Annotated in this window: 16 protein-coding genes; 11 read left to right on the top strand and 5 right to left on the bottom strand. The window is 63.2% G+C overall.

The genetic code is table 11. The features are described from left to right. Positions 1 to 156: 156 nt before the first annotated feature. From flhB to VC212_RS13700, 8 genes are all read left to right on the top strand, one after another. Complete coding sequence (flhB, locus tag VC212_RS13735; protein WP_055854538.1) at positions 157 to 1,287, top strand: flagellar biosynthesis protein FlhB; 1,131 nt, start codon at positions 157 to 159, stop codon at positions 1,285 to 1,287. Continuing rightward, positions 1,284 to 3,377, top strand: a complete 2,094-nt coding sequence (gene flhA, locus VC212_RS13730; RefSeq protein ID WP_055854540.1) for a flagellar biosynthesis protein FlhA — start codon at positions 1,284 to 1,286, stop codon at positions 3,375 to 3,377. Before flhB ends, flhA begins: the two co-directional genes overlap by 4 nt. Positions 3,378 to 4,208: 831 nt before the next feature. Then, on the top strand, positions 4,209 to 5,888 hold the full coding sequence (flhF, locus tag VC212_RS13725) for a flagellar biosynthesis protein FlhF (RefSeq protein WP_323526075.1): 1,680 nt from the start codon (positions 4,209 to 4,211) through the stop codon (positions 5,886 to 5,888). Continuing rightward, positions 5,875 to 6,759 carry a MinD/ParA family protein gene (locus tag VC212_RS13720; protein ID WP_055854547.1) on the top strand — a complete coding sequence of 295 codons (885 nt, stop codon included), beginning with the start codon at positions 5,875 to 5,877 and terminating at the stop codon, positions 6,757 to 6,759. Before flhF ends, VC212_RS13720 begins: the two co-directional genes overlap by 14 nt. Beyond that, positions 6,756 to 7,523, top strand: a complete 768-nt coding sequence (locus VC212_RS13715; RefSeq protein ID WP_011037072.1) for an RNA polymerase sigma factor FliA — start codon at positions 6,756 to 6,758, stop codon at positions 7,521 to 7,523. Before VC212_RS13720 ends, VC212_RS13715 begins: the two co-directional genes overlap by 4 nt. 35 nt (positions 7,524 to 7,558) lie before the next feature. Beyond that, positions 7,559 to 7,951, top strand: coding sequence for a chemotaxis response regulator CheY (cheY, locus tag VC212_RS13710; RefSeq protein WP_055854550.1), 393 nt, complete (start codon positions 7,559 to 7,561; stop codon positions 7,949 to 7,951). Next, on the top strand, positions 7,951 to 8,577 hold the full coding sequence (locus VC212_RS13705; protein WP_055854552.1) for a protein phosphatase CheZ: 627 nt from the start codon (positions 7,951 to 7,953) through the stop codon (positions 8,575 to 8,577). The genes cheY and VC212_RS13705 overlap by 1 nt, the downstream gene beginning before the upstream one ends. A 2-nt stretch (positions 8,578 to 8,579) precedes the next feature. After that, on the top strand, positions 8,580 to 10,235 hold the full coding sequence (locus tag VC212_RS13700; RefSeq protein WP_311240497.1) for a chemotaxis protein CheA: 1,656 nt from the start codon (positions 8,580 to 8,582) through the stop codon (positions 10,233 to 10,235). A 230-nt stretch (positions 10,236 to 10,465) separates the two neighbouring features. Here the strand turns inward: VC212_RS13700 and VC212_RS13695 are convergent, their stop codons facing one another. From VC212_RS13695 to VC212_RS13680, 4 genes are all read right to left on the bottom strand, one after another. After that, on the bottom strand, positions 10,466 to 11,365 hold the full coding sequence (locus tag VC212_RS13695; RefSeq protein WP_323526095.1) for an XVIPCD domain-containing protein: 900 nt from the start codon (positions 11,363 to 11,365) through the stop codon (positions 10,466 to 10,468). Positions 11,366 to 11,469: 104 nt separating this feature from the next. After that, the gene (locus VC212_RS13690; RefSeq protein ID WP_323526074.1) at positions 11,470 to 11,919 is read right to left on the bottom strand and encodes a hypothetical protein; all 450 of its coding nucleotides are present in this window, start codon (positions 11,917 to 11,919) and stop codon (positions 11,470 to 11,472) included. 353 nt (positions 11,920 to 12,272) lie between these two features. Beyond that, positions 12,273 to 12,890 (bottom strand): hypothetical protein, encoded by a 618-nt coding sequence (locus VC212_RS13685; RefSeq protein WP_115553752.1) that lies wholly within the window; start codon positions 12,888 to 12,890, stop codon positions 12,273 to 12,275. 85 nt (positions 12,891 to 12,975) lie between these two features. Then, positions 12,976 to 13,392 carry a SymE family type I addiction module toxin gene (locus VC212_RS13680; RefSeq protein WP_323526073.1) on the bottom strand — a complete coding sequence of 139 codons (417 nt, stop codon included), beginning with the start codon at positions 13,390 to 13,392 and terminating at the stop codon, positions 12,976 to 12,978. A gap of 669 nt (positions 13,393 to 14,061) precedes the next feature. On the opposite strand from VC212_RS13680, the gene VC212_RS13675 reads away from it, so the two are divergent. From VC212_RS13675 to VC212_RS13665, 3 genes are all read left to right on the top strand, one after another. Further along, positions 14,062 to 14,226, top strand: coding sequence for a hypothetical protein (locus VC212_RS13675; RefSeq protein WP_162604235.1), 165 nt, complete (start codon positions 14,062 to 14,064; stop codon positions 14,224 to 14,226). A gap of 527 nt (positions 14,227 to 14,753) precedes the next feature. Continuing rightward, entirely contained in the window at positions 14,754 to 15,932 is a 1,179-nt protein-coding gene (locus tag VC212_RS13670) for a dsDNA nuclease domain-containing protein (RefSeq protein ID WP_323526072.1), read from the top strand. Further along, complete coding sequence (locus VC212_RS13665) at positions 15,929 to 17,647, top strand: hypothetical protein (RefSeq protein ID WP_115553749.1); 1,719 nt, start codon at positions 15,929 to 15,931, stop codon at positions 17,645 to 17,647. Before VC212_RS13670 ends, VC212_RS13665 begins: the two co-directional genes overlap by 4 nt. A gap of 309 nt (positions 17,648 to 17,956) precedes the next feature. Here the strand turns inward: VC212_RS13665 and VC212_RS13660 are convergent, their stop codons facing one another. Next, positions 17,957 to 21,112 (bottom strand): TonB-dependent receptor, encoded by a 3,156-nt coding sequence (locus tag VC212_RS13660; protein WP_193589291.1) that lies wholly within the window; start codon positions 21,110 to 21,112, stop codon positions 17,957 to 17,959. Positions 21,113 to 21,166 lie beyond the last annotated feature (54 nt).

The following is a 21,166-nucleotide window of genomic DNA, read 5'->3' as shown; positions in this document are numbered from 1 at the left end:
TAGACCGACGGGCTGCCCTCGCCCCTCACCGTCGCCACAACCCTCCAGCAGCTCAACGCGCGGCCACTGCTTTTTTCGATTCCCCAATCCCGATTCCCGCTCCGAAACTGGAACGCCGCTTGCATGAGACCAGGCTGATCCCCCACCGGCACCTCCATGTCCGAGTCCGACGACGGCGGCGAGCGTACAGAGCTTCCCACCGAAAAACGCCTGCGCGAAGCACGTGAGCAGGGCAACATCCCGCAATCGCGGGAGTTGTCCACCGCAGCGGTGTTCGGCGCCGGCGTGTTCGGGTTGATGGCACTGGCCGGCGGCATCGGCGACGGCGCGGCGGTGTGGATGAAGACCGCGCTCAGCCCCGACCCGAGGATGCGCGAGAACCCGATGGCGCTGTTCGGCCACTTCGGCGACCTGCTGATGCAGCTGCTGTGGGTGATGCTGCCGCTGATCGGCATCTGCCTGCTGGCCGGGCTGGCCGGCCCGCTGCTGATGAGCGGCCTGCATTTTTCCAGCAAGGCCATCATGCCCGACCTCACCAAGCTCAACCCGGCCAGCGGGATCAAGCGCATGTGGGGCAGCAACAGCCTGGCCGAGCTGGTCAAGTCGATCCTGCGCCTGCTGTTCGTTGGCCTGGCGGCCTGGCTGTGCATCTCCAAGAACCTGCACGGCCTGCGCTCGCTGGTGAACCAGCCGCTGGAACAGGCGATCAGCAACGGCCTGCACTTCACCAAGAGCCTGCTGTTCTACACCGCCGGCGCGCTGGTACTGCTGGCCGCCATCGACGCGCCGTACCAGAAGTGGAACTGGATGCGGAAGCTCAAGATGACGCGCGAAGAGATCAAGCGCGAGATGAAAGAAAGCGAGGGCAGCCCGGAAGTGAAGGGCCGCATCCGCCAGATGCAGATGCAGATGTCGCAGCGCCAGATGATGGAAGCGGTGCCCAAGGCCGACGTGGTGCTGATGAACCCGACCCATTACGCGGTGGCGCTCAAGTACGAAGGCGGCAAGATGCGCGCCCCGATCGTGGTGGCCAAAGGCGTGGACGAAATGGCCTTCCGCATCCGCGAAGCCTGCGAACAACACCGGGTGGCGATCGTCACCGCACCGCCTTTGGCACGCGCCTTGTATAGGGAAGCTCAAATCGGCAAGGAAATTCCCGTGAGACTCTATTCGGTCGTGGCCCAGGTGCTCTCCTACGTCTACCAGTTACGCGGCTGGAACGGCGGCCCGATGCCGGAATTGCCTTCGCTGGACGTGGATGAGTTCGGCAAGGGAGCCAGCGCATGAGCGCCCAACCTACCCCGCTGAACGCCCGTCGCGTCATGGAGTTGCTGCGCAACGGCCTGGGCGCCCCGCTGGCGCTGATGGCCATGCTGGCCATGCTGATGGTGCCGCTGGCCGCACCGGTGCTGGACGCGCTGTTCACCTTCAACATCGCCATCTCGCTGATGGTGCTGCTGGCGGTGATCTACGTGCAGCGCCCGCTGGAATTCACCATTTTCCCGATCGTGCTGCTGATGACCACGATGCTGCGGCTGGCGCTGAACGTCGCCTCCAGCCGCGTGATCCTGATCAACGGCCAGGACGGCCACGCCGCGGCCGGCAAGGTGATCGAGGCCTTCGGCCAGTTCGTGATCGGCGGCAACTACGCCGTGGGTATCGTGGTGTTCGCGATCCTGACCATCATCAACTTCGTGGTCATCACCAAGGGTGCCGGGCGCGTGTCGGAAGTGACCGCCCGCTTCATCCTGGACGCTATGCCCGGCAAGCAGATGGCCATCGATGCCGACCTCAACGCCGGTTTGCTGACGCGTGAGGAGGCCAAGGCCCGCCGCGAAGAGGTCCGCGAAGAAGCCGACTTCTACGGCGCAATGGACGGTGCCAACAAGTTCATCCGCGGCGACGCCATCGCCGCCATCATGATCCTGTTCATCAACCTCATCGGCGGCATGGCGGTGGGCATGTTCCAGCACGACATGAGCTTTGTGGATGCCGCGTCCACCTACACCCTGCTGTCGATCGGCGACGGTCTGGTGGCGCAGCTGCCGGCCCTGCTGGTGTCGTCTTCGGTCGCCTTGCTGGTGACCCGCGCCTCGCGGGCGCAGGACATGCGCGGCGCCATGATCAGCCAGGTGTTCGGCCAGCACCGCGCACTGGCGGTGGCCGCCGCCATCCTGGGCCTGGTCGGCCTGGTGCCGGGCATGCCGAACGTCGCGTTTTTGACGCTCGGCCTGATCCTGGGCGTGATCGCCTGGAAAATGTACAAGCGCAGCCTGGTGGTCGCCCCGACCGGCGACCCCGCCAGCGACCCCAAGGCCGCCGCCGCAGCCGCCACCGCGCAGGCCAGCGCCGAACTGAGCTGGGACGAACTGCGCCCGATCGACCCGCTGGGCCTGGAAGTGGGCTACCGGCTGATCCCGCTGGTGGACAAGCACCAGGGCGGCGAATTGATGGCGCGCATCAAGGGCGTGCGCCGCAAGCTCACCCAGGACATCGGTTTCCTGGTGCCGCCGGTGCATATCCGCGACAACCTGGAACTGTCGGCCAACGCCTATCGCCTGCTGGTGCATGGCGTGCCGGTAGCGACCGCCGAGATCTATCCCGACCGCGAGCTGGCGCTGGACCCGGGCGGTGCGCTCGGCCAGCTGGACGGCATTCCCGGCAAGGATCCGGCGTTCGGCCTGGATGCCACCTGGATCCAGCCGCATCAGCGCTCCTACGCCGAATCGATGGGCTACACCGTGGTCGACCCGGCTACCGTGGTGGCTACGCATCTGTCGCACCTGATCCGCGAACACGCCCCGGAACTGCTTGGCCACGAAGAAGTGCAGCAGTTGCTGGCCACCCTGGCCAAGACCGCGCCGAAGATGGTCGAAGACCTCACCCCGAAGGCGCTGCCGCTGTCGGTGGTGGTGCGCGTGCTGCAGAACCTGCTGATCGAGCGGATCCCGGTGCGTCAACTGCGCAAGATCGTCGAAGCGCTGGTCGAGCACGCCCCGCAGAGCCAGGACCCGGCCACCCTCACCGCCGCCGTGCGTACCTCGCTGGGCCGCTTCATCGTGCAGGAGATCGCCGGCATGTCCGCCGAACTGCCGGTATTCACGCTGGCCCCGCAGCTGGAGCGCGTGTTGCAGGAATCCACCCACGGTAACGGTGTGGCGCTGGAGCCCGGCCTGGCCGAGCGTCTGCACCAGAGCCTGGCCGATTGCGTCGGCAAGCAGGAAGCCCGCAACGAACCGGCCGTGGTCCTGGTACCCGGCACGGTCCGCGCCGCCCTGGCCCGCCTGGTCCGCCACAGCGTGCCCAGCCTGTCGGTGCTGGCGTATAGCGAAGTGCCGGAAGACAAACGCCTGAAGCTGGTCGGCACGATCAGCTGATTCGAAAGCACACCGTCATCGCCCTAATTCCGTAGGAGCGCACCCGGGCGCGACAGCGTTACCGGGACAGCCCCATCGCGCCCAGGTGCGCTCCTACGATGCAGCGTGCCCCCTGACCAGGCGCAGTTGACGCCGCTCTGCATGCTCAACCGCGGCAACGCGCGGTGTTCCGGACGACGACCTACCACTAAGCAACATCGTCGCCCCCTTTCCGTAGGAGCGCACCCGGGCGCGACGGCTTTACCGGGACAGCCCCATCGCGCCCAGGTGCGCTCCTACGACTGCATCGGCGCTCCGGTACAACCTGACAGCCTCTATCGCGTCCTCCAGCAATCGCCGCAGGGCGGCTACCAACCGCCAACGCCAGGCGCCGGAAATCCGCCACTCGGCAAAATCCCAATCGATTGCATGCCACCGACCCTGGGAAGCATGACGAGCGCGACGCTGTCGCGATTCGCGCGGGCGTTCAATGCGCTCCAAGACACGCGATCTGCGCTGCCGTCCAGCACAGGGACGCCGTCGCACCGGCACCCAATGCCGTCGAAAAATTCAATCAGAACATCCACTTAGCGCAGCAAGCCCGGCTCAGCCTCAGTACCCAGCCTCCACCGCGCGCGCCCCGCACCCACTCGCCAAAAACCCAACACCGCCGTTTTGGCACGCCGCGTGCATTAGCTCTGGCGAGACCGCAGACAGCACCACCGCTGCGGGGCGGATGGCAGGACTTGGAACAACCGAACGGGACAGGCAACTCATGACGCTGGCAACACACCCACATTCATCGCGCACCCGTCCGGCGTCCGGCGGGTCCCGTTCCTGGAGGCACGTGGCATGAAGATCAAACGCTTTGTCGCCCCGGACATGCGCACCGCATTCCGCATGGTGCGTGAAGAGCACGGCCCGGATGCAGTGATCCTGTCCAACCGTCGTACCGCTGAAGGCATCGAGATCGTCGCTGCCAGCAACTACGACGAAGAACTCGTGCAGCGTGCGCTGGAAACCGCACGCTCCGATGCGCCGATCACCCACACCGCTCCGCTGCAGCAGGCGCCCGTGCAGCAGGCTCCGGTGCAGGCCGCTGCCCGCCCCGCCGCTCCGGTGCATGCCCCGCTCAAGCCGGCCGCCGAGACCGGCATGAGCCACCGCCAGCGCGTTGCCAGCGCCGCCGAAGAAATGATTGCTGCGATGGCCCTGCGTCAGCCGGTCAGCGTGCCGCGTCAGGCCCCGGTGGCCGCCCCGATCCGCAGCGTGGTGCCGATGCCGGCCGTGCAGGATGTCGCCGCCCCGGTTGTGCAGCGTCAGGAACACGCGCTGTCGGCCGTGCCGGAACAGCTGTTCGCCGACTTTTTGACTACCGCCCCGGTGCAGCGCCCCGCCGTACAGGCCGCTCCGGTGCAGGCGCCGACCCCGGTCGTTGCCGCAGCCCTCGCCGCCCCGGCTTACGCCGCGCATGGGCAGGACGACGACGCATTCGACGACGAGGCCGACTTCAACCTGGACGACGCGCTGCCGCAGATCCTGCCGCCGGCCGCATTGCCGCCGATCGTCGTCGCCCCCGCCGCGCTGGCCGCGGTGCCGGTGGCCGCCGCGCCGGTCCCGCAGAACGACGAAGAACTCAAGCAGCTGCGTGGCGAACTGGCGCTGATGCGTCAGATGATCGAGCGCGAAATGAACCGCCTCACCGACGAGCGCCTGCGTGGCTCCCCGGTGCGTGCGCAGGCGCTGGAGCTGATGGACGACTACGGCTTCGATGCCGGCCTGACCCGCGATGTCGCCATGCAGATCCCGGCCGATACCGAATTGCACCGCGGCCGCGGACTGATGCTGGGCCTGCTGTCCAAGCGTCTGCCGGTGGCTCCGATCGACCCGCTGGAACGCGGCGGCGTGATCGCCCTGGTCGGCCCCACCGGTGCCGGCAAGACCACCACCATCGCCAAGCTGGCGCAGCGCTTCGCCGCCCAGCACGCCCCGCGCGACGTGGCCCTGGTCACCACCGACACCTTGCGCGTCGGTGGCCGCGAGCAGCTGCACAGCTACGGCCGCCAGCTCGGCATCGCCGTGCACGAGGCCGACAGCGCCGAAAGCCTGCTCGCGCTGCTGGATCGCCTGCGCGACTACAAGCTGGTGCTGATCGACACCGCCGGCATGGGCCAGCGCGACCGCGCCCTGGCTGCCCAGCTCAACTGGCTGCGCGCCGCCCAGCAGGTCACCTCGCTGCTGGTGCTGCCCGCCAACTCCCATTTTGCCGACCTCGACGAGGTCGTGCGCCGCTTCGCCCACGCCAAACCCCAAGGCGTGGTGCTGACCAAACTCGACGAGACCGGCCGCTTCGGCAGCGCCTTGTCGGTGGTGGTCGACCACCAACTGCCCATCACCTGGGTGACTGACGGACAGCGGGTCCCCGACGACCTGCACCGCGCCAATGCCGCCAGTCTCGTTCTTCGTCTTGAAGATTTACGGCGCGCTGCCGATAAGCCCTGTACTCCGGAGCACAACCATGCAGTCGCGTGAATACGCAAAGCTGACCAACGCCTTCCCCCTGACGGCGACCCGTCCCGAGCCTTTGGGCCCGGTGCGCACGATTGCCGTGACCGGTGGCAAGGGCGGCGTGGGCAAAACCAACATCTCCGCCAACCTGGCCGTGGCGCTTGCCGACATGGGCAAACGCACGCTGCTGCTGGATGCCGACCTTGGCCTGGCCAACCTGGATGTGGTCTTGGGACTCTCGCCCAAGTTCACCCTGGCCGACCTGATCGCCGGCCGCTGCACGCTCGATGAAGTGATCATCGAAGGCCCGGGCGGCGTGTTGGTGGTGCCGGCCGCCTCCGGTCGCCGCCACATGGCGGAACTGGCTCCGGCCCAGCACATCGGCCTGGTCAATGTGTTCTCCGAACTGGAACGCGACCTGGACGTGATGGTCATCGACACCGCCGCCGGCATCACCGACAGCGTGCTGACCTTCTGCCAGGCCGCTCAGGACACCGTGGTGGTGGTCTGCGACGAGCCGGCCTCGATCACCGACGCCTACGCGCTGATCAAGGTGCTCTCGCGCGAACGCGGCGTGGACCGCCTGCAGATCATCGCCAACATGGTGCGCGACCCCAACGAAGGCCGCCTGCTGTACGACAAGCTCTCGCGCGTCTGCGAAAAATTCCTCGGCGATGTGTCGCTGAACTATCTCGGCCACGTGCCGCAGGACGACTGGTTGCGCCTGTCGGTACAGCGTCAGCAACCCGTCATCAAGGCCTACCCCGCCAGTCCGTCGGCGCAGGCCATTGCCGAAATCGCACGCCGTACCTCGCGCTGGCAGGCTCCCACCGTGCCGCGCGGCAACGTCGAGTTCTTTGTCGAACGCATCATCCAACGGGGAGTGGCCGCATGAGCACTGCTACCGCAACCACGGCCACCGCGCAGTACCGCGCCGTGCAGCGCAATAACGCCAACGACGTGGTGACCCAGCACGCCGATCTGGTCCGCCGCATCGCCCACCATCTGGCGGCGCGTCTGCCGGCCAGCGTGGAAGTGGACGACCTGATCCAGGCCGGCATGATCGGCCTGATCGAAGCATCGCGCAGTTACGACTCCGACCAGGGCGCCTCGTTCGAAACCTATGCGTCGATCCGTATCCGCGGCTCGATGATCGACGAGATTCGCCGTGGCGACTGGGTGCCGCGTTCGGTGCACCGCCGTGCCCGCGACGCTGCCGCCGCAGTGCGCAAGATCGAGCAGAACACCGGCCGCGCCGCCGCCGCCACCGAAGTGGCCGCCGCGATGGAAATGCCGTTGCCCGATTACCTGCGCCTGATGGAAGACGCCGCACGCGGCCAGGTGCTGAGCCTAGAATCGCGCATCGAAGATCACGGCGAGCTGGACACCACCGCCAAGGGTGGCCCCAACCCGCAGCAGATGATGGAGCGTGGCGAATTCGGCCGCGAGCTGGGCAAGGCCATCGGCCAGTTGCCAGAGCGCGAGCAGCTGGTGCTGTCGCTGTACTACGAACAGGAATTGAACCTGAAGGAAATCGGCGCTGTGCTCGGTGTCAGCGAGTCGCGCGTCTGCCAGATCCATGGCCAGGCCGTAGTGCGTTTGCGCGGCCGCCTCAAAGTCTTCGAACTGGCCGACGCCGGTGTCGAAATTGACGACTAATTTTTTCGCGTATTTTTTCGTGTTAGGAGCTTGATGTGAATAAGAACATGCGGATCCTGATCGTGGACGACTTCTCGACGATGCGACGTATCGTCAAGAATCTGTTGGCAGATCTCGGCTTCACCAATACCGCAGAGGCCGAAGACGGCAACAGCGCGCTGGCTGCATTGCGCTCTGGCCCGTTCGATTTCGTGGTGACGGACTGGAACATGCCCGGCATGACCGGCATCGACCTGCTGCGCAACATCCGCGCCGACGCCAAGCTCAAGCACCTGCCGGTGATGATGGTGACCGCCGAAGCCAAGCGCGAGCAGATCATCGAAGCGGCGCAGTGCGGCGTCAACGGCTACATCATCAAGCCGTTCACCGCGCAGACGCTGGAAGAAAAGCTGGGCAAGGTGTTCGAACGTCTGGCGGCGACCGCCTGATGAACGCCACCGTGGAGACGAATGCCGAACGCGCTGCGTTGATCGAGCGTCTGCAAGGTGCGCTTGATGCACTGGAAAGCGGTGACGAAGCTGCGTGGAAGCGCGAGGTCGATCACCTCGCCGCCCTGCGCACGCGTCCGATGATGCAGGGCCTGAGCCGGCTCGCGCGCGAACTTGGGCAGGCGCTGGGCGAGCTGCCCACCGTGCCCGAAGAAGCCGGCGAACTGGACGATGCCTGCTCGCGCCTGGACCACGTGGTGGAAATGACCGAAAAGGCCAGCCATCGCACCCTGGATCTGGTCGAAGAATGCCGCGAGCTGGCCAACAAGCTGCGCGACGGCGGTCTGAATCAGGACCAGGGCGCGCTGATGGACCAGATGCGCCACAACCTCACCGAGCTGTCGCTGGCGCAGAGCTACCAGGACCTCAGCGGGCAGATCATTCGCCGCGTGGCCGGGATCGTGCGCCGCGTGCATGAAGGCTTCGGCGCGCTGGGCCTGCCGCCCAAGAGCACCGAGCCGAAGAAAGACGACGGCGGTCTTGCCGGTCCTGCGGTCAAGGGCCTGGACCGTCACGCGGTGTCGCAAGACGACGCCGACGATTTGCTGTCCGGATTGGGGTTGTAACCATGAGTGCTGTTCCAGACGATATTGCTGCCGATTTCATCGTCGAGGCCCAGGAAATCCTGGATCGCCTCGGCGAACAGCTGGTGTCGCTGGAACAGGCGCCAGACGAAGCCGACCAGCTCAACGCGGTGTTCCGCGGCTTCCACACGCTCAAGGGCGGCGCCGGCTTTCTGGCGATCAAGCCCATGGTGGAGCTGTGCCACGCCGCCGAAGAAACCCTCGGCATGGCGCGCTCGGGCCAGGCAGTGCTGCAGGCGCATCACTTCGATGCCGCGCAGCAGTCGCTGGATTATCTGCAGGCCATGCTGGATGCAATGGGCTCGGGCGAACCCGTGCCGCATGCACCGCCGTCGCTGATCGCACAGTTCGATGCCAAGAGCGGACCGCCGGCGGTCAAGGCCGCGCCCAAGGCCGCAGCTGCGGCGCCTGCGCACGACGACGGCCATGCCGCGCCGGCGCCGGGCGCCAAGGCCGCACCGAAAGCTGGCGCCAAGGGTGGCGCCGAAGCCGAACAGACCGTGCGCGTGGATACCAAGCGCCTGGACGCCATCGTCAATCTGATCGGCGAACTGGTGCTCTCGCGTAACCGGTTGAAGACCTTGCGCACCCGTCTGCGCGATGAAGAACTCGACCGCGCGGTCAGCGTGCTGGATATCGCCACCGCCCGCCTACAGACCGCGGTCATGCGCACCCGCATGCAGCCGGTGAGCAAGGTGTTCTCGCGCTTCCCCAAGGTGGCCCGCGACGTTGCGCGCACCCTGTCTAAGGAAGTTGAGCTGGAACTGGTCGGCGCCGAAACCGAGCTCGATCGTAATCTGGTCGAAGCCTTGGCCGACCCGCTGGTGCATCTGGTGCGCAATGCGATCGACCACGGCATCGAATCGCCGGCATTGCGCGAAGCCACTGGCAAACCACGCAGCGGCCATGTGCGCCTGTCTGCGCAGCAGGAAGGCGACTACGTCAGCATCGAAATCCAGGACGACGGCGCCGGCATCGACCCGGAACGTCTGCGTGAAATCGCCCGCAACAAGGGCCTGATCGATGCCGAAGCAGCTGCGCGTCTGAGCACCGACGAGTGTCTGCATCTGATCTTCATGCCGGGCTTTTCGACCAAGGCCGAAGTCACCGATATCTCCGGCCGCGGCGTCGGCATGGACGTGGTGCAGTCGCGTATCCGCGAGTTGAGCGGGCAGATCCAGATCCAGTCCGAACTGGGCCGTGGCAGCCGCTTCATGATTCGCGTGCCGTTGACCCTGGCCATCCTGCCCACGCTATTGGTGCAGGCCGGCGAAGCGGTGTACGCCCTGCCGCTGGCGCGCGTGGTCGAAGTGCTGCACGCACCGCAGACCTCGCTGGGCTGGTTCGACGGCCGCGCCGTGCTGGACCGCCGATCGCACACGTTGCCGCTGATCGACCTGCGCCGCTGGCTGGGCGTGCCCGCCGATCAACCGCCGCTGCTGACCGTGGTGCTGCTGCAGGCCGGCGAAACCCGCTTCGGCCTGGTGGTGGATCAGGTCCGCGGCCGCGAGGAAGTAGTGATCAAGCCCCTCCCCCGCGCCCTGCGCGGCCTGCCCGGCTATGCCGGCGCCACCCTCATCGGCGACGGCCGAATGGCGCTGATCCTGGATGTGGATGGATTGCGCTCCAGCGATCATTGATCTTTGGAATCGGGAATCGGGAATCGGGAATCGGGAATCGGGAAGACGATCCTGGCTGCCTGATCTAACGACAACGGCCGCGTACTGCGGCCGTTGTCGTTTCACTAGCAGCATCGCTGCCGATCTATGCCGCTACGCGCGCAGGCATGGGCGCGATGGTTTGGCGACGGCCAGGCTGCCGTGGAAGTGAAACTGGAACCGTTATTTCGGAACCGTTACTTCACTAGCCCTCACACCATCCGGTGTTGAGGCGCAATCGACTGCTCTCGCTGTTGCTCCTGCTGCTGGGATTGCTGTTGGCGCTGCGTTTCGCCCAAGGCCTGCAATTGCGCCAAGGATTGCTCGACGGGCTGCGCAATCGCATCACTCGTCTTCATATGCGCCATCTTGTGAGCGGGATCGCTCAACGCACCTTCTACAACGAAAACATTCTCGCCCTGCTGTACGGACTTGGTGTTCTCGCTCAGCACGACATGATCGATCCGCGACAGTCCGTTTTCTTTGGCCAGATGTGCGCTGCTTGCTGCCAGCCGGGCGCTGTTGTCGTCGTACTCCCGACCGAGACCCTGCTCAAGGCGGCGAACGGCCTCTTCTGCTTGGCGATACAGCGGATCTGTTGGAAGTCTCGCAACCTGCGCTGCTTCCTGTAGCGGAGATACCTGCTCACCGGGCGACCGCGCCTCGCCAATCACCTTCTGCCAAAGTTCCTGCTTGGGCTTCGGATTGTTGTGCTCCTCATTCAACTCACTTTTAGGCATAGGAGCAGGAATGCTCTTGATATCATCTACGTTTTCTACGGGTCTGATATCCCCCTCAAATCCTTTATCAACTCCATCTTTTGTCTTCCGGTGCAGTCCAGCATGATTGAGCGCATCCCATGTGAAGTCGATGCAACTGTTTTTAGCACCGTGATATTCCATATTGAATCCGTGCTTAGCAGGGGCCGCGCCGAAGGCCTCCAGCTTTTCATACTGTGCCTTATCGATCTCCATCGTGCGTGAGTAATAAGGTTTTTGATAGGTGTCGACATCATTGAACGAAACTTTTCCTGGCCCGCTAGCCTCGCCATGCTTGATAGGCGAGAACCCATAACTTTTGACAGTCGTTCCGTCGTCAATCGAGTAGTACATATGACCACCAAAGGATGTGCCTCCGGCTATCAACGGCGTACCTGCGGCAGCGACGTAGACAGTGACTGCATAGCGCTTTTCATGATCATCCATGCTCATTCCCCTCACTTTCCTTTGTAGGTGTAAGCGACAAGAAGTTGCGCATTAGCCGCAACCAGCGCCTCGGCGTTCTGATCAAAGCGCAGTTTGAGCCGATAACGGCCTGGCTGGACAGCATTGCTATAGCCGAACGCCAACTCCCTGGACGCGGTCTGCTCAGTAGACAAACCGGCGTCCTGCAGCGTCGTACCGTCCGCATCAAAAGCGAACAGACCAGGCGCCATACCATCAGCTGACAAGGGAATGGACGCCTGCTGACCTACTCCCACACGCTGACTACGCTGCAATTCCACGGCGACCGGACCGGATGGTTCAATACGCTCCAAGTGGAGCTCGGCCGAAACACCAGCGCTAATCAGCCTGTCAGCACTTTGGGAGACGGCAGTTGGATCGACACCGGTGATCCGCACACCGATGAAAACGGGCGGAGTCGCGTCGTCGGGCAGTGCGGGCACATCGAATTCCAGCTCTGTAGGCCCACGATCATGTGGGGTCAAGCTCCGTACCAACGGGACGACCGTTCTCATCTCTATCTGCTCCTTTGCGATAGGCACGTTTGCAGGCGGCGGTTGCATGCTGCAGCCAGCGATCAGACAGGTAATCAATGCCGTGAGTGCAAAGCGCATTCGATCGTTTGCAAGGGGCACGGCCTTTCTCCAATGAGTGTTGGTGCTGCAGTGGGAATTTTGACAGTTTTTCAATAACACTGTGTCATGCACGCCTCTCAACTACCCCCAATGCCATATGCACGCATTGCTTTATGAGGCCTGACAACTCCAGGGCTGAGTGACATGTCCGCTACCTCGGCTTATCGGATATAGACCCATTCGACGCATTTGTGCGCCACCAAATCTTGCGGCTCCACAGCCTCGCCTCGTGGAAAAACCTCTATATGCATCCCTGGGCGCGTGAAGAAATCGCTCATCCAGCGGCCGTCCTCGACGATATTGCGCTCGCGCGCAAATCCCATTAGCTCAAGCTGCTGGGTGAAGCGGTCGAAGTCCAGACGACAGATCTCGGTCATTGAAGGCGATGCACCGGCCACATTGCGATTAAAACGGAATTCAAACCAGCGTCCATCGAGTTTGGTTTCATCAACACCAAAGCCGTAGCTCCACTCTTTGGTGAGCCGGCCAAAAGCACGGTATAGGGGTTCATCGTCTTTTACGAATTGAACGACCTGCCCTATTGCTGACTTCAGACGCTCGGGAGTGAAGTCGGAAATGGTCTGGCTGCCTTTGATCAACGCAAGCAGGTGGCCAAGCAAACCCTCCGCAGTGGGCTTGTCAGGCGGCACAGTGGCAGGGCTGGATGAACTCAAGGAGGATGTCTCCGTGACGGTTGCCGGAGCTGCGCCGCCCGCCGCGTGGGCGCAAGCTCCCAGAGCCAGGGTGGCGAGCAAGGCGTAGAGAGGGCGCGCGATCATGAAGCGTCCGTAGTGCGCTGATGTCGCTGCGACGCTAGTAGCATGCGGCACTGAGGTCAATCGCAGGTCTCTGTCACCCGCACCATCATCGCCGCACGCTGTACGCCTTGGCCGGCACCTCCACCGGCGGCAACACTTCCATCAGCAGTTGCCCCGCGCTGGCAGTGATACGCAGCTTGGTGCCAATGGCAAAGCCCAGTTGTTCCAGCCATAGGCCACTGAGGCGCACATGGGGTACGTGCTGGTCGCCGCCGTGATTGTGGGCGCCGGGGTAATGGGTGTAGCTGACGGTGCATTGGCGCGGGCGGCGGGCGCGGCGGGGTGCGCGTAGCGTGCCGGGGCCTTGCGGGGAGGCGTCCGGGTCGGGCGGCAGCATCGGTGGCAGCTTGGTGCGGTCGGGTTCCACAACGACCCACTGCACCCGCTTGGGCGGCGCGGGGCGCTTACGCGTGCCGGTGGGCCGTGCGCTTGCAGATGCCGTAGGTGGACGGCGGCGTGTCATGGCGCCTCCGGCTGGTGGCGGGTGATGGATGCGGCAACGCACTGCTGCAGCGCCATGGCCCTGCGTGCGGACCGGCGGCACGAGGTGTGCGGCAGCATAGCGGACTGGCAACTCAGCGTATGCGCGCAATGGGCGCTCGCCTGCTCAACAGCTGCGCGTGCGGCGAGCTGGCGCAGCATCCCGCCTACATCTAGCAGCAGGCGGTGAGCGGACGCTGGCAATAGATCAACCGGCACAGACGCCAGCATGGATGGTGCGGCACACATGGCAACGCCCTCCTGGAACAACCCAAGAACCGCCGCCAATGGCGACGGGATGTCGGGAGGTTCGAAACCGCACACAGCCGGCGGGCGTATTCCCCTTGCGGGTGTTGTATTAGCCGCCCTCCCGACGCAGGCATCGCATCGGCTTGTACCTGCAGGATGCAGGCACAAAAAACCCACCGGTTTGACGGAGGTGGGTACCGCTGTGTGAGGAGTTTCGACGCTCCTTGGGCCTAGATTGCAAGTGCACGGTCTGGCGTGTCAATACACGCTGGCGGGTCTCGCGCGGCTGTGTGCGCCGCTGGCGAAGTTCCATAAGGGCCACGCAAGCCGAACGCCTTCGCCTGATAAGTGCACCTGACCCCATCACGGTCCGAGACCCTACAGGCCAAGGGCTGCAAGCTGCATGCCCATGTATTCAAATAACGTTTTCAGATTCACTTCTTTCGTGATCAAACCCCTACCCCACACCCTGCGCGGCCTACCCGGCTACGCCGATGCCACCCTGATCGGCGACGGCCGCATGGAGCTGATCCTAGATACGGATGGATTGCGCTCCAGCGATCATTGATCTTTGCAATCGGGAATCGTCAGACGATCCTGGCTGCCTGATCTAACGACAACGGCCGCGTACTGCGGCCGTTGTCGTTTTCCTCCAGCCTCGCTGCTACGTGCGGATACACGGTGGTGTGCTTGTCTAATGCTCGTAGACCCTCGATTGGAATGACCCTCCCCCACGAGCCCGCGTTAGATACAACGAAAAACCGCAGCCGTTGATAACGCCTTCAAACTGCAGGTAACGCAGCTGGTGCAGATGACCCTAGATCCGAACCGTCGCGCCCATACCGACGCGTGGCAGGCATGGGCGCGTGGTTTGGCGACGGCCAGGCTGCAGTGGAAGTAAACCTGGAACTGTTATTTCTGGCCCTGAGTGCTCGCGACACAACGCCTGCTCGCGACCAATCTGTCTTTGAAGTCGCGTCGCAGCGCCATCGCAACAAGAAAATGAGCCGCCGTTCCCCTTTGCGCCCCCCGTCCCGGTCGCAATGCGCTGACGCCATGATGTAGGCTTCAACGCAGGGGAACATTAGGGCAGTCATGGCACTTAAGGACGAGACCGCGCCGCTTCCAAAGGCGCTGGAAGCACTTTTAGGGGATACCCCCGCCGATGAGAAGACCGGCGCTAACGCGACGCTGGGATTCACTTTTCAGCAGTGGTGGGGGGCACTCGTCGTTGCCGAGTTGCTGGAGTCCAATGAGGACTTCGCCGTAGGCATGGAAGTCAAAGAGGATGTCGCCATTCTTGATTCCGCGGCCAACCCCACCAGCGTCGAGTTCTGCCAGATCAAGAAAAACGAGCAGGCCGGCGGTTGGGGCTTGAAAGACCTCCACCGCCAAGGCGCTAAGCGGAAGAACAAACCACACGACCCTTCCATCCTGGCCAAGCTTCACAAGCGCCGGACCGAGTTCGCGGGGCATCCGACAAAGCTGCGCTTCGTGTCGAACCTGGCTGTGAAGATCGCTGCTGGCATGTCCAGCTCTCACTGCCAGCTCACCAGCCTGAGCCCTGCGGAGCAAAACGAGATCCAAGAGAAGATCGCCAAACAGCTAGCCATCGGCTTGGCAGAGGTTGACCTCGCAGACTGGGCGCTACATCGAACCAATCTTCCGCTCGGAGAGCAGTACGTTTTCCTTGCCGGCAAGCTGGCTGACTTGAGCGCCTCGGGCAAGATTCCATTCAACATCCCGAATCCCACGGTTGCAGCACGCTATCTGGCTTCCATTCTGCAATCGAAAGCTTCGCATACAAGCTATGCCAAGACGCTCCTTGAATTGCAGAGCCGGCTTCTGTCCAGAGCGGATGCGATCCAAGCGCTTTCCGAAGCCGCTGGCACTACCCACCAAGCCTGCGATCAGCTTGACGATGCGATTCAACAGCTTGCGGCTGCCGGCCATCCCTTCCTTGAGCTCAGAGCCATCAAGGCCGAACGAACCACGGTCCTTGCACACATGGTCGATCGGACCAACGATCAGTTTAAGGCCTGTGTCGCAGCGCTTGCGACCCACCTGTCCCACCTTACCCTGACCGCCTGCAGCCTACCGCTGAGAGCCCTTATGGATAGCCTGGTCAATCAAACCGTCAGTGCCTCACCTTCCGAATTCGCCGGCCTCAAGCCGGGTTACATAAACGCCCTCGCCCTACTGGTGCTCAACGATGGAATCGACGTCGACCTATTCCCTGCTGCGCTTGGTTCGCAACCTGAGGCAAGCGCATGATCCGAAACGTCACCTTCAAGACGCTCTATTTGCTGTCGCAGCGAGACAGGCGCGCACGCAAGTTGGACCTGGGACCCCGGACGCTCTTGCTGGGCAAGAACGGGATGGGCAAGTCGAGAATCACTAAAAACTTGTTCTGGGCACTTGGTTGCCTCCCACCTCGTAAGGATCGGGGTGCGTGGGACCCCAACGCGATTGCAGCCGTTTCGTTCGCCTACTCGGATAGGGAATACCTTGCATTGCGCCATGGCAAGCGACTGGGACTGTTTAGCAACGGGGCACTTCAATTCTCCACCGAGCGGGTTGGCGACTGGGACCTGCACTTGGCCAAAATCTTTGGCTATCGCCTCCCCTTGACGAGGCACGGCGGCGGGCCCGGCCAAGCCAGCATGGAACATCTTCTGACCCCCTTCTACTTGGATCAAGATGGTGGCTGGGGCATTAAATGGTCAACATTTGAGAAGCTATCGCAGTTCAAGCAATGGGCGAAGCCAACATTTGAGGCATTTATTGGCCTGAAGCCCAACGCTTGGTTCCAAGCAAAGCAGCGCCAAGAAGCCGCTTCAGCAAAGGCCAATGAGAAGCAGCGTGAGCTAGACGCGCATTCCAATGCCTTTGATCAGGTTCAAAAATCGCTTCCGCCGGAGCTGCCTCGTCTTGACCTACAGTCATTTCATGAAGAACTGGCGCGTCTTGGGAGACAAGCCAAGCAAGCTCTTGAGCTTCAAGTTTCGACGAAGGCGAAGCTCATCAGCGTCGTGTCCCGTCGGGAGCAACTTCGCTCTGAACTGAAGCTCGCCGGTGCTGCTCAGCGTGATCTGGACGCAGACATTGCGTACCTCTCAGATCTCCCCCCTGGCCCGATCGAGTGCCCCACCTGCGGTGTTAACCATCAGAACTCGTTCCATGCCCGCCTGACCCTCTCCGTCGATGCCGACACCATGGCCGCACTGGTTCAAGAACTGGGAGACCAGCGGAGCGCTGTCGACGATGAGGAACTCATGCTCCGACAGCTGTTGGCAGAAGTCGGCCAGAAGGTTGAGCAATACGAGACAGAAACCCTGAATCGGAAGGCTGATCTTCAGCTTAGCGATTTGCTCGCTACCGAAAGCCGTCGCACTCTCGACGTCGCATTCAGGAATGCCGCCGCCCCCATCCAAGCGGAACATGATCGACTAATTCTCGAGGAATACGATCTCCGGAATGAGTTGAAAATGCTGGAAGATAAGAAAAGGAAGAAGGCCGTCCAAGAGTATTACTCCGGCCGCGTCTCCACGTATTCCAACGCGCTAAACATCCCCCTTGCTGAGCAAGCCGAGAAGGTGAAGGCCGGCGACCGCGCCGGTGCTGGCGGAAGCTTCGCCCCTCGATCAGTGTTGGCGATGCATCTTGCGTTACTAGATACCAACGTAGAGCACGGAGACACGCCGATCTTCCCATTCGTCATGGACACGCCTCAGCAATCCGGCCAGGACCCAGAGAACCTCAGGAACATGATCGAAACCGCGGCATCCGCAGCTGGAGAGCACCACCAGCTCATTTTTGCAATCGAGTCGCTGCCGGAGAATACGGACATATCCCGCTTCGAAGTCGTCCACTTCAAGGCACCGCAAGGCGGTCTTATCCTAGAAGAATTTGCTTTGGTGGCCGATGTGCTGCGTGAACCTATCAACCTCTTGGATAGGGCACTCACAACTGCAGCACCCGATGATTAATCAGCAGGATCCGCTATGAACTTGATGGATCAAGCAGCAAATACCGGTTCCAGGTTCACTTCTTTCAGCGAGCTCTGAGTCAAGCGCAGCATCGCCGACCAGTTCAGTTCGATTGAAGAAGGTTGCGAGACAACGCCATAGCCAGCCACTGCGACAGTGCAGGCATCCGCAGCGACAAGCTCCTGCGGTGAACGACCACGCAAACACGACAGTGTCGTCGTGCACGGCGACACTACAGCCCGGCCGCCGCCAAACCATCGCGCCCATACCGTCCGCCACGCGGCAGGCATGGGCGCGACACGCTGGGACCTAGAACTTGTAAGTCAGCCCCAAGTACGCCAGCCGGCCTGCGTATCCGCCGCTATAGAAGCGGGCTTGGGTGTCCTCGCCCAGGTGCGAGCGCGACTCCTGCTTGGTCAGGTTCAGCACCGAGGCGGTGAGGCTGAGCGCCGGGGTGATGTTGTAGGCCGCGTTCACATCGATCTGGTAGTACGGCTCCTCAAAGACGTTCAACCCGTTGACCAGGCCTTGCACCAGTTCGCCACGACGGTTGTACGAGGCGCGCAGCAGCAGGCTATCGGCTTCGTAGAACACGGTGAGGTTGGTCTGGTTCCTGGCGCTGCCCGGCATGGACGTCTTGCCGGCCTCGGTGCCGTCTTCCAGCCGCACCGCCGCCTTGCTGGCATCGTTGTAGGTGTAGTTGACCTGCACACCCAGACCGAATGGCAGCGTGTGCTGCGCGTAGAGCTCCACACCTTGCGAGACCGCGTCCTGGCCGCCGGCCTGGGTGCTGTAGTTCTGCACGGTGACCGGTTGCCCGTCGACCATCATGTTGACGTCGCTGATCACGTCGACCGCGAAGTTCTCCACGTTCTTGCGGAACAGCCCCACACCCGCCACCGACCCCGGGTGGAAATACCATTCCAGCCCCAGGTCGAACTGGTTGGCCTTGTACGGCTCCAGGTTCTTGTTGCTGCCCGAGCCGTACCAGCCCTGCTCGCTGGCACCGCCGGTCAGGCGCCGGTCGGCCACGTACTCGGGGCTGTAGAACTCCAGGCTGCCAGGCGCGGCGATGTCGTTGTAGCTGGGACGTGCGATCACCTTGGCGGCTGCCGCGCGCAGCAGCAGGTTTTCGGTCAGGTCGTAGGCAAGGTTGAAACTCGGCAGCACGTCGGTGTAGTTGCGATCCAGCCCGCTGATTACGAACGACTCGGTGCGCTGCACGCTGTCGGACAAACGCCAGTAGCCTTCGGTCCCGCAATAGGTGTCGGCCGGGGCGCCGCTGGGCATGGCGGCGCCCTGCTGGCAGGCCAGCGGACTGCCGTCGGCGCCGTCGAAGAAGTAGTCGTTGTAGGCGGTCACCTTGTCGGTGGAATCGGCACGCTGGCCGGTGCGCGCTACCCGCACGCCGACGTTGCCACGCAGCCGCTCGGTGTGGAAGTTGAGCTGCAGGTAGGTGGAATAGATCTCTTCGTCGACGTTGTAGACGAAGTTGTCTTCGCTGCGGGTCTGCATCGCGCCGTAGGTTTGGTTCAAGTAGCCGATGTAGCCAGGGAAGTTGATCGCCGGGAATGCGCTGGCGTTGACGCCACCGGCCAGATTGTCCTGCGCGAACAGCAGGCCCGGCGAGAACTGGGTGGCGATGGCATTGCAGCGCCCGTTCCAGTAGCGGTTGTCGTAGTCGCCCGGATCGGTGCCCGGGCACACCCAGTAGTTGTTGCCGGTACTGCGGTGGATGCCGCCGTCGCGACGCTTGAGGCCGAACTGCAGCGAGTCGAAGACCTCGCCGTCGAAATGCCAGGTGGTATCGATCTGCGCGTACTGCTGCTGATTGGTATTGCGGGTCCAGGACGAGCCGGTCGAGCCCAGGTCGACCTGCAGGATGCCGTTGCGCAGGTTCTGCATCAGCTCCGGCGAGAACGTCATGCTCGGTGTGCCAGTCAGGTCCCAGGCGCTGGCGAAGTTGCCGTTGGTCCAGCTGCCGTCGGCGTTCTGCAGGCGCGGCTTGATTGGCAGGGAGAACTGCAGCTCCGGCCCGCCCTTGGCCCAGGTGCGGCCAGCCTTGAACGACACGTCCACCTGCTCGCCACGCCATTCGCCGCCCAGGTCCACCGTCTGCGACTGCGATTTCTCGATGTTGTAGCTGCCGGTGATCTGCGGCGTCGGCACCGTGCAGTCATCCGAGCCCCAGCCGCCCGGCGGCAGGCCGGCTGCGGCGGCCTGCGCCTCGCTGCAATAGTAGGTCTTGCCCGGACGCAGGCTGTAGGCGGCGCCAGTGACAATCGTGCCGCTGGGATCGAACTGCAGCCCGTCGAGCAGACGGCCGCCGCGCCAGTTGCCGTCGCCGTTAAAGCGGGCAATGTTCCACTCGGGGATCTTGATGGTATTGGTCTGCGAGTTCTGCGACAGATCGAAGCGGAAGTAGTTGGCGGTCAGGGTCAGGTCGTCGGTTGGCTTGAACTGCAAGGTCAGCTGCCCACCCTTGCGCTCGCGCTCCTCGCGTTTGGCATCCAGGCTGACCGCCGTCGGCATCATGAAACCGGTGGAGTAATTGCCGTTCTGGTTCCAGAAACCGGTCCCGCCCCACCAGTTGGCATTGAAGTCCGACGGATTTCCGTTTACGTCGACCGCCGGGCCGACTTCGTCGCGTCCGTACCACTGCCAGCTCTCGGTACTGGCATTGAGCGTGCGTGCGGTGCGCTTCTGCTGCGTGTAGCCAACGAAGACACCGAAGCGGTTGTCCTTGTCGTGCCACGAGTACGAACCGGAGAACTGGCCGTCGGTCTTCTTGCTGGTATCGGACCAGGTGCCCTCGGCGGAAACGAAGCCGGAATGTGGTTCCAGTTCCAGCGGGCGCCGCGTCTGCAGGATCACCGTGCCGCCGATGCCGCCTTCGTCGATGCGCGCTTCCGGGGTCTTGTACAACTCCGCGCTGCCCAGCAGATTCGACGGCAGCAGCGTGTAGTTGAACGAGCGCGTCGGGTCGCCGTTGGACTCGGCGGTGGCGATGTAGTTGCCGTTCAATTCGGTCAGCACCAGCTCCGAGGACAGACCGCGCACGCTGACGTTCTTGCCTTCGCCGCCGTCGCGGCTGATGACCACGCCAGGCACGCGCTGCAGCGCATCGGCCACGTTCTTGTCGGGGAATTTGCCCACGTCCTCGGCGGTGATCACATCGACCACGGCGTTGGCGTTGCGCTTCTGCTCCAGGCTTTTTTCGATCGCGTAGCGGTAGCCGGTCACCGTCACAGCGTCCAGCTCCGTGGCCTGCACCTCGGCCTGGCCTGCGGGCGCCGGCGTGCCGTCGGCCTGCTGGGCGGAGACGGTGGCGGAGGCGGCGCTCGCGAACAAGGCGATGGCGATACCGGCGGACAAGGTGCTGCGGTTGCGTGCGAATGGCATGCAGTTCATTTCGATCATGTTCTCCCAATAGTGATCGGCTTCGGCGGCTTTGTATCGATCCAACGATCGGACAAGAACACCGCGCGAGTGACGCAAAAATATCCGGCGCCGTTGCGG

The sequence above is a fragment of the Xanthomonas sp. WHRI 8932A genome (genome assembly GCF_035012785.1).
Lineage (GTDB): Bacteria > Pseudomonadota > Gammaproteobacteria > Xanthomonadales > Xanthomonadaceae > Xanthomonas.
The sequence above is the reverse complement of the archived record's forward strand: the minus strand, read 5'-3'. Positions and strand labels throughout refer to the sequence as shown.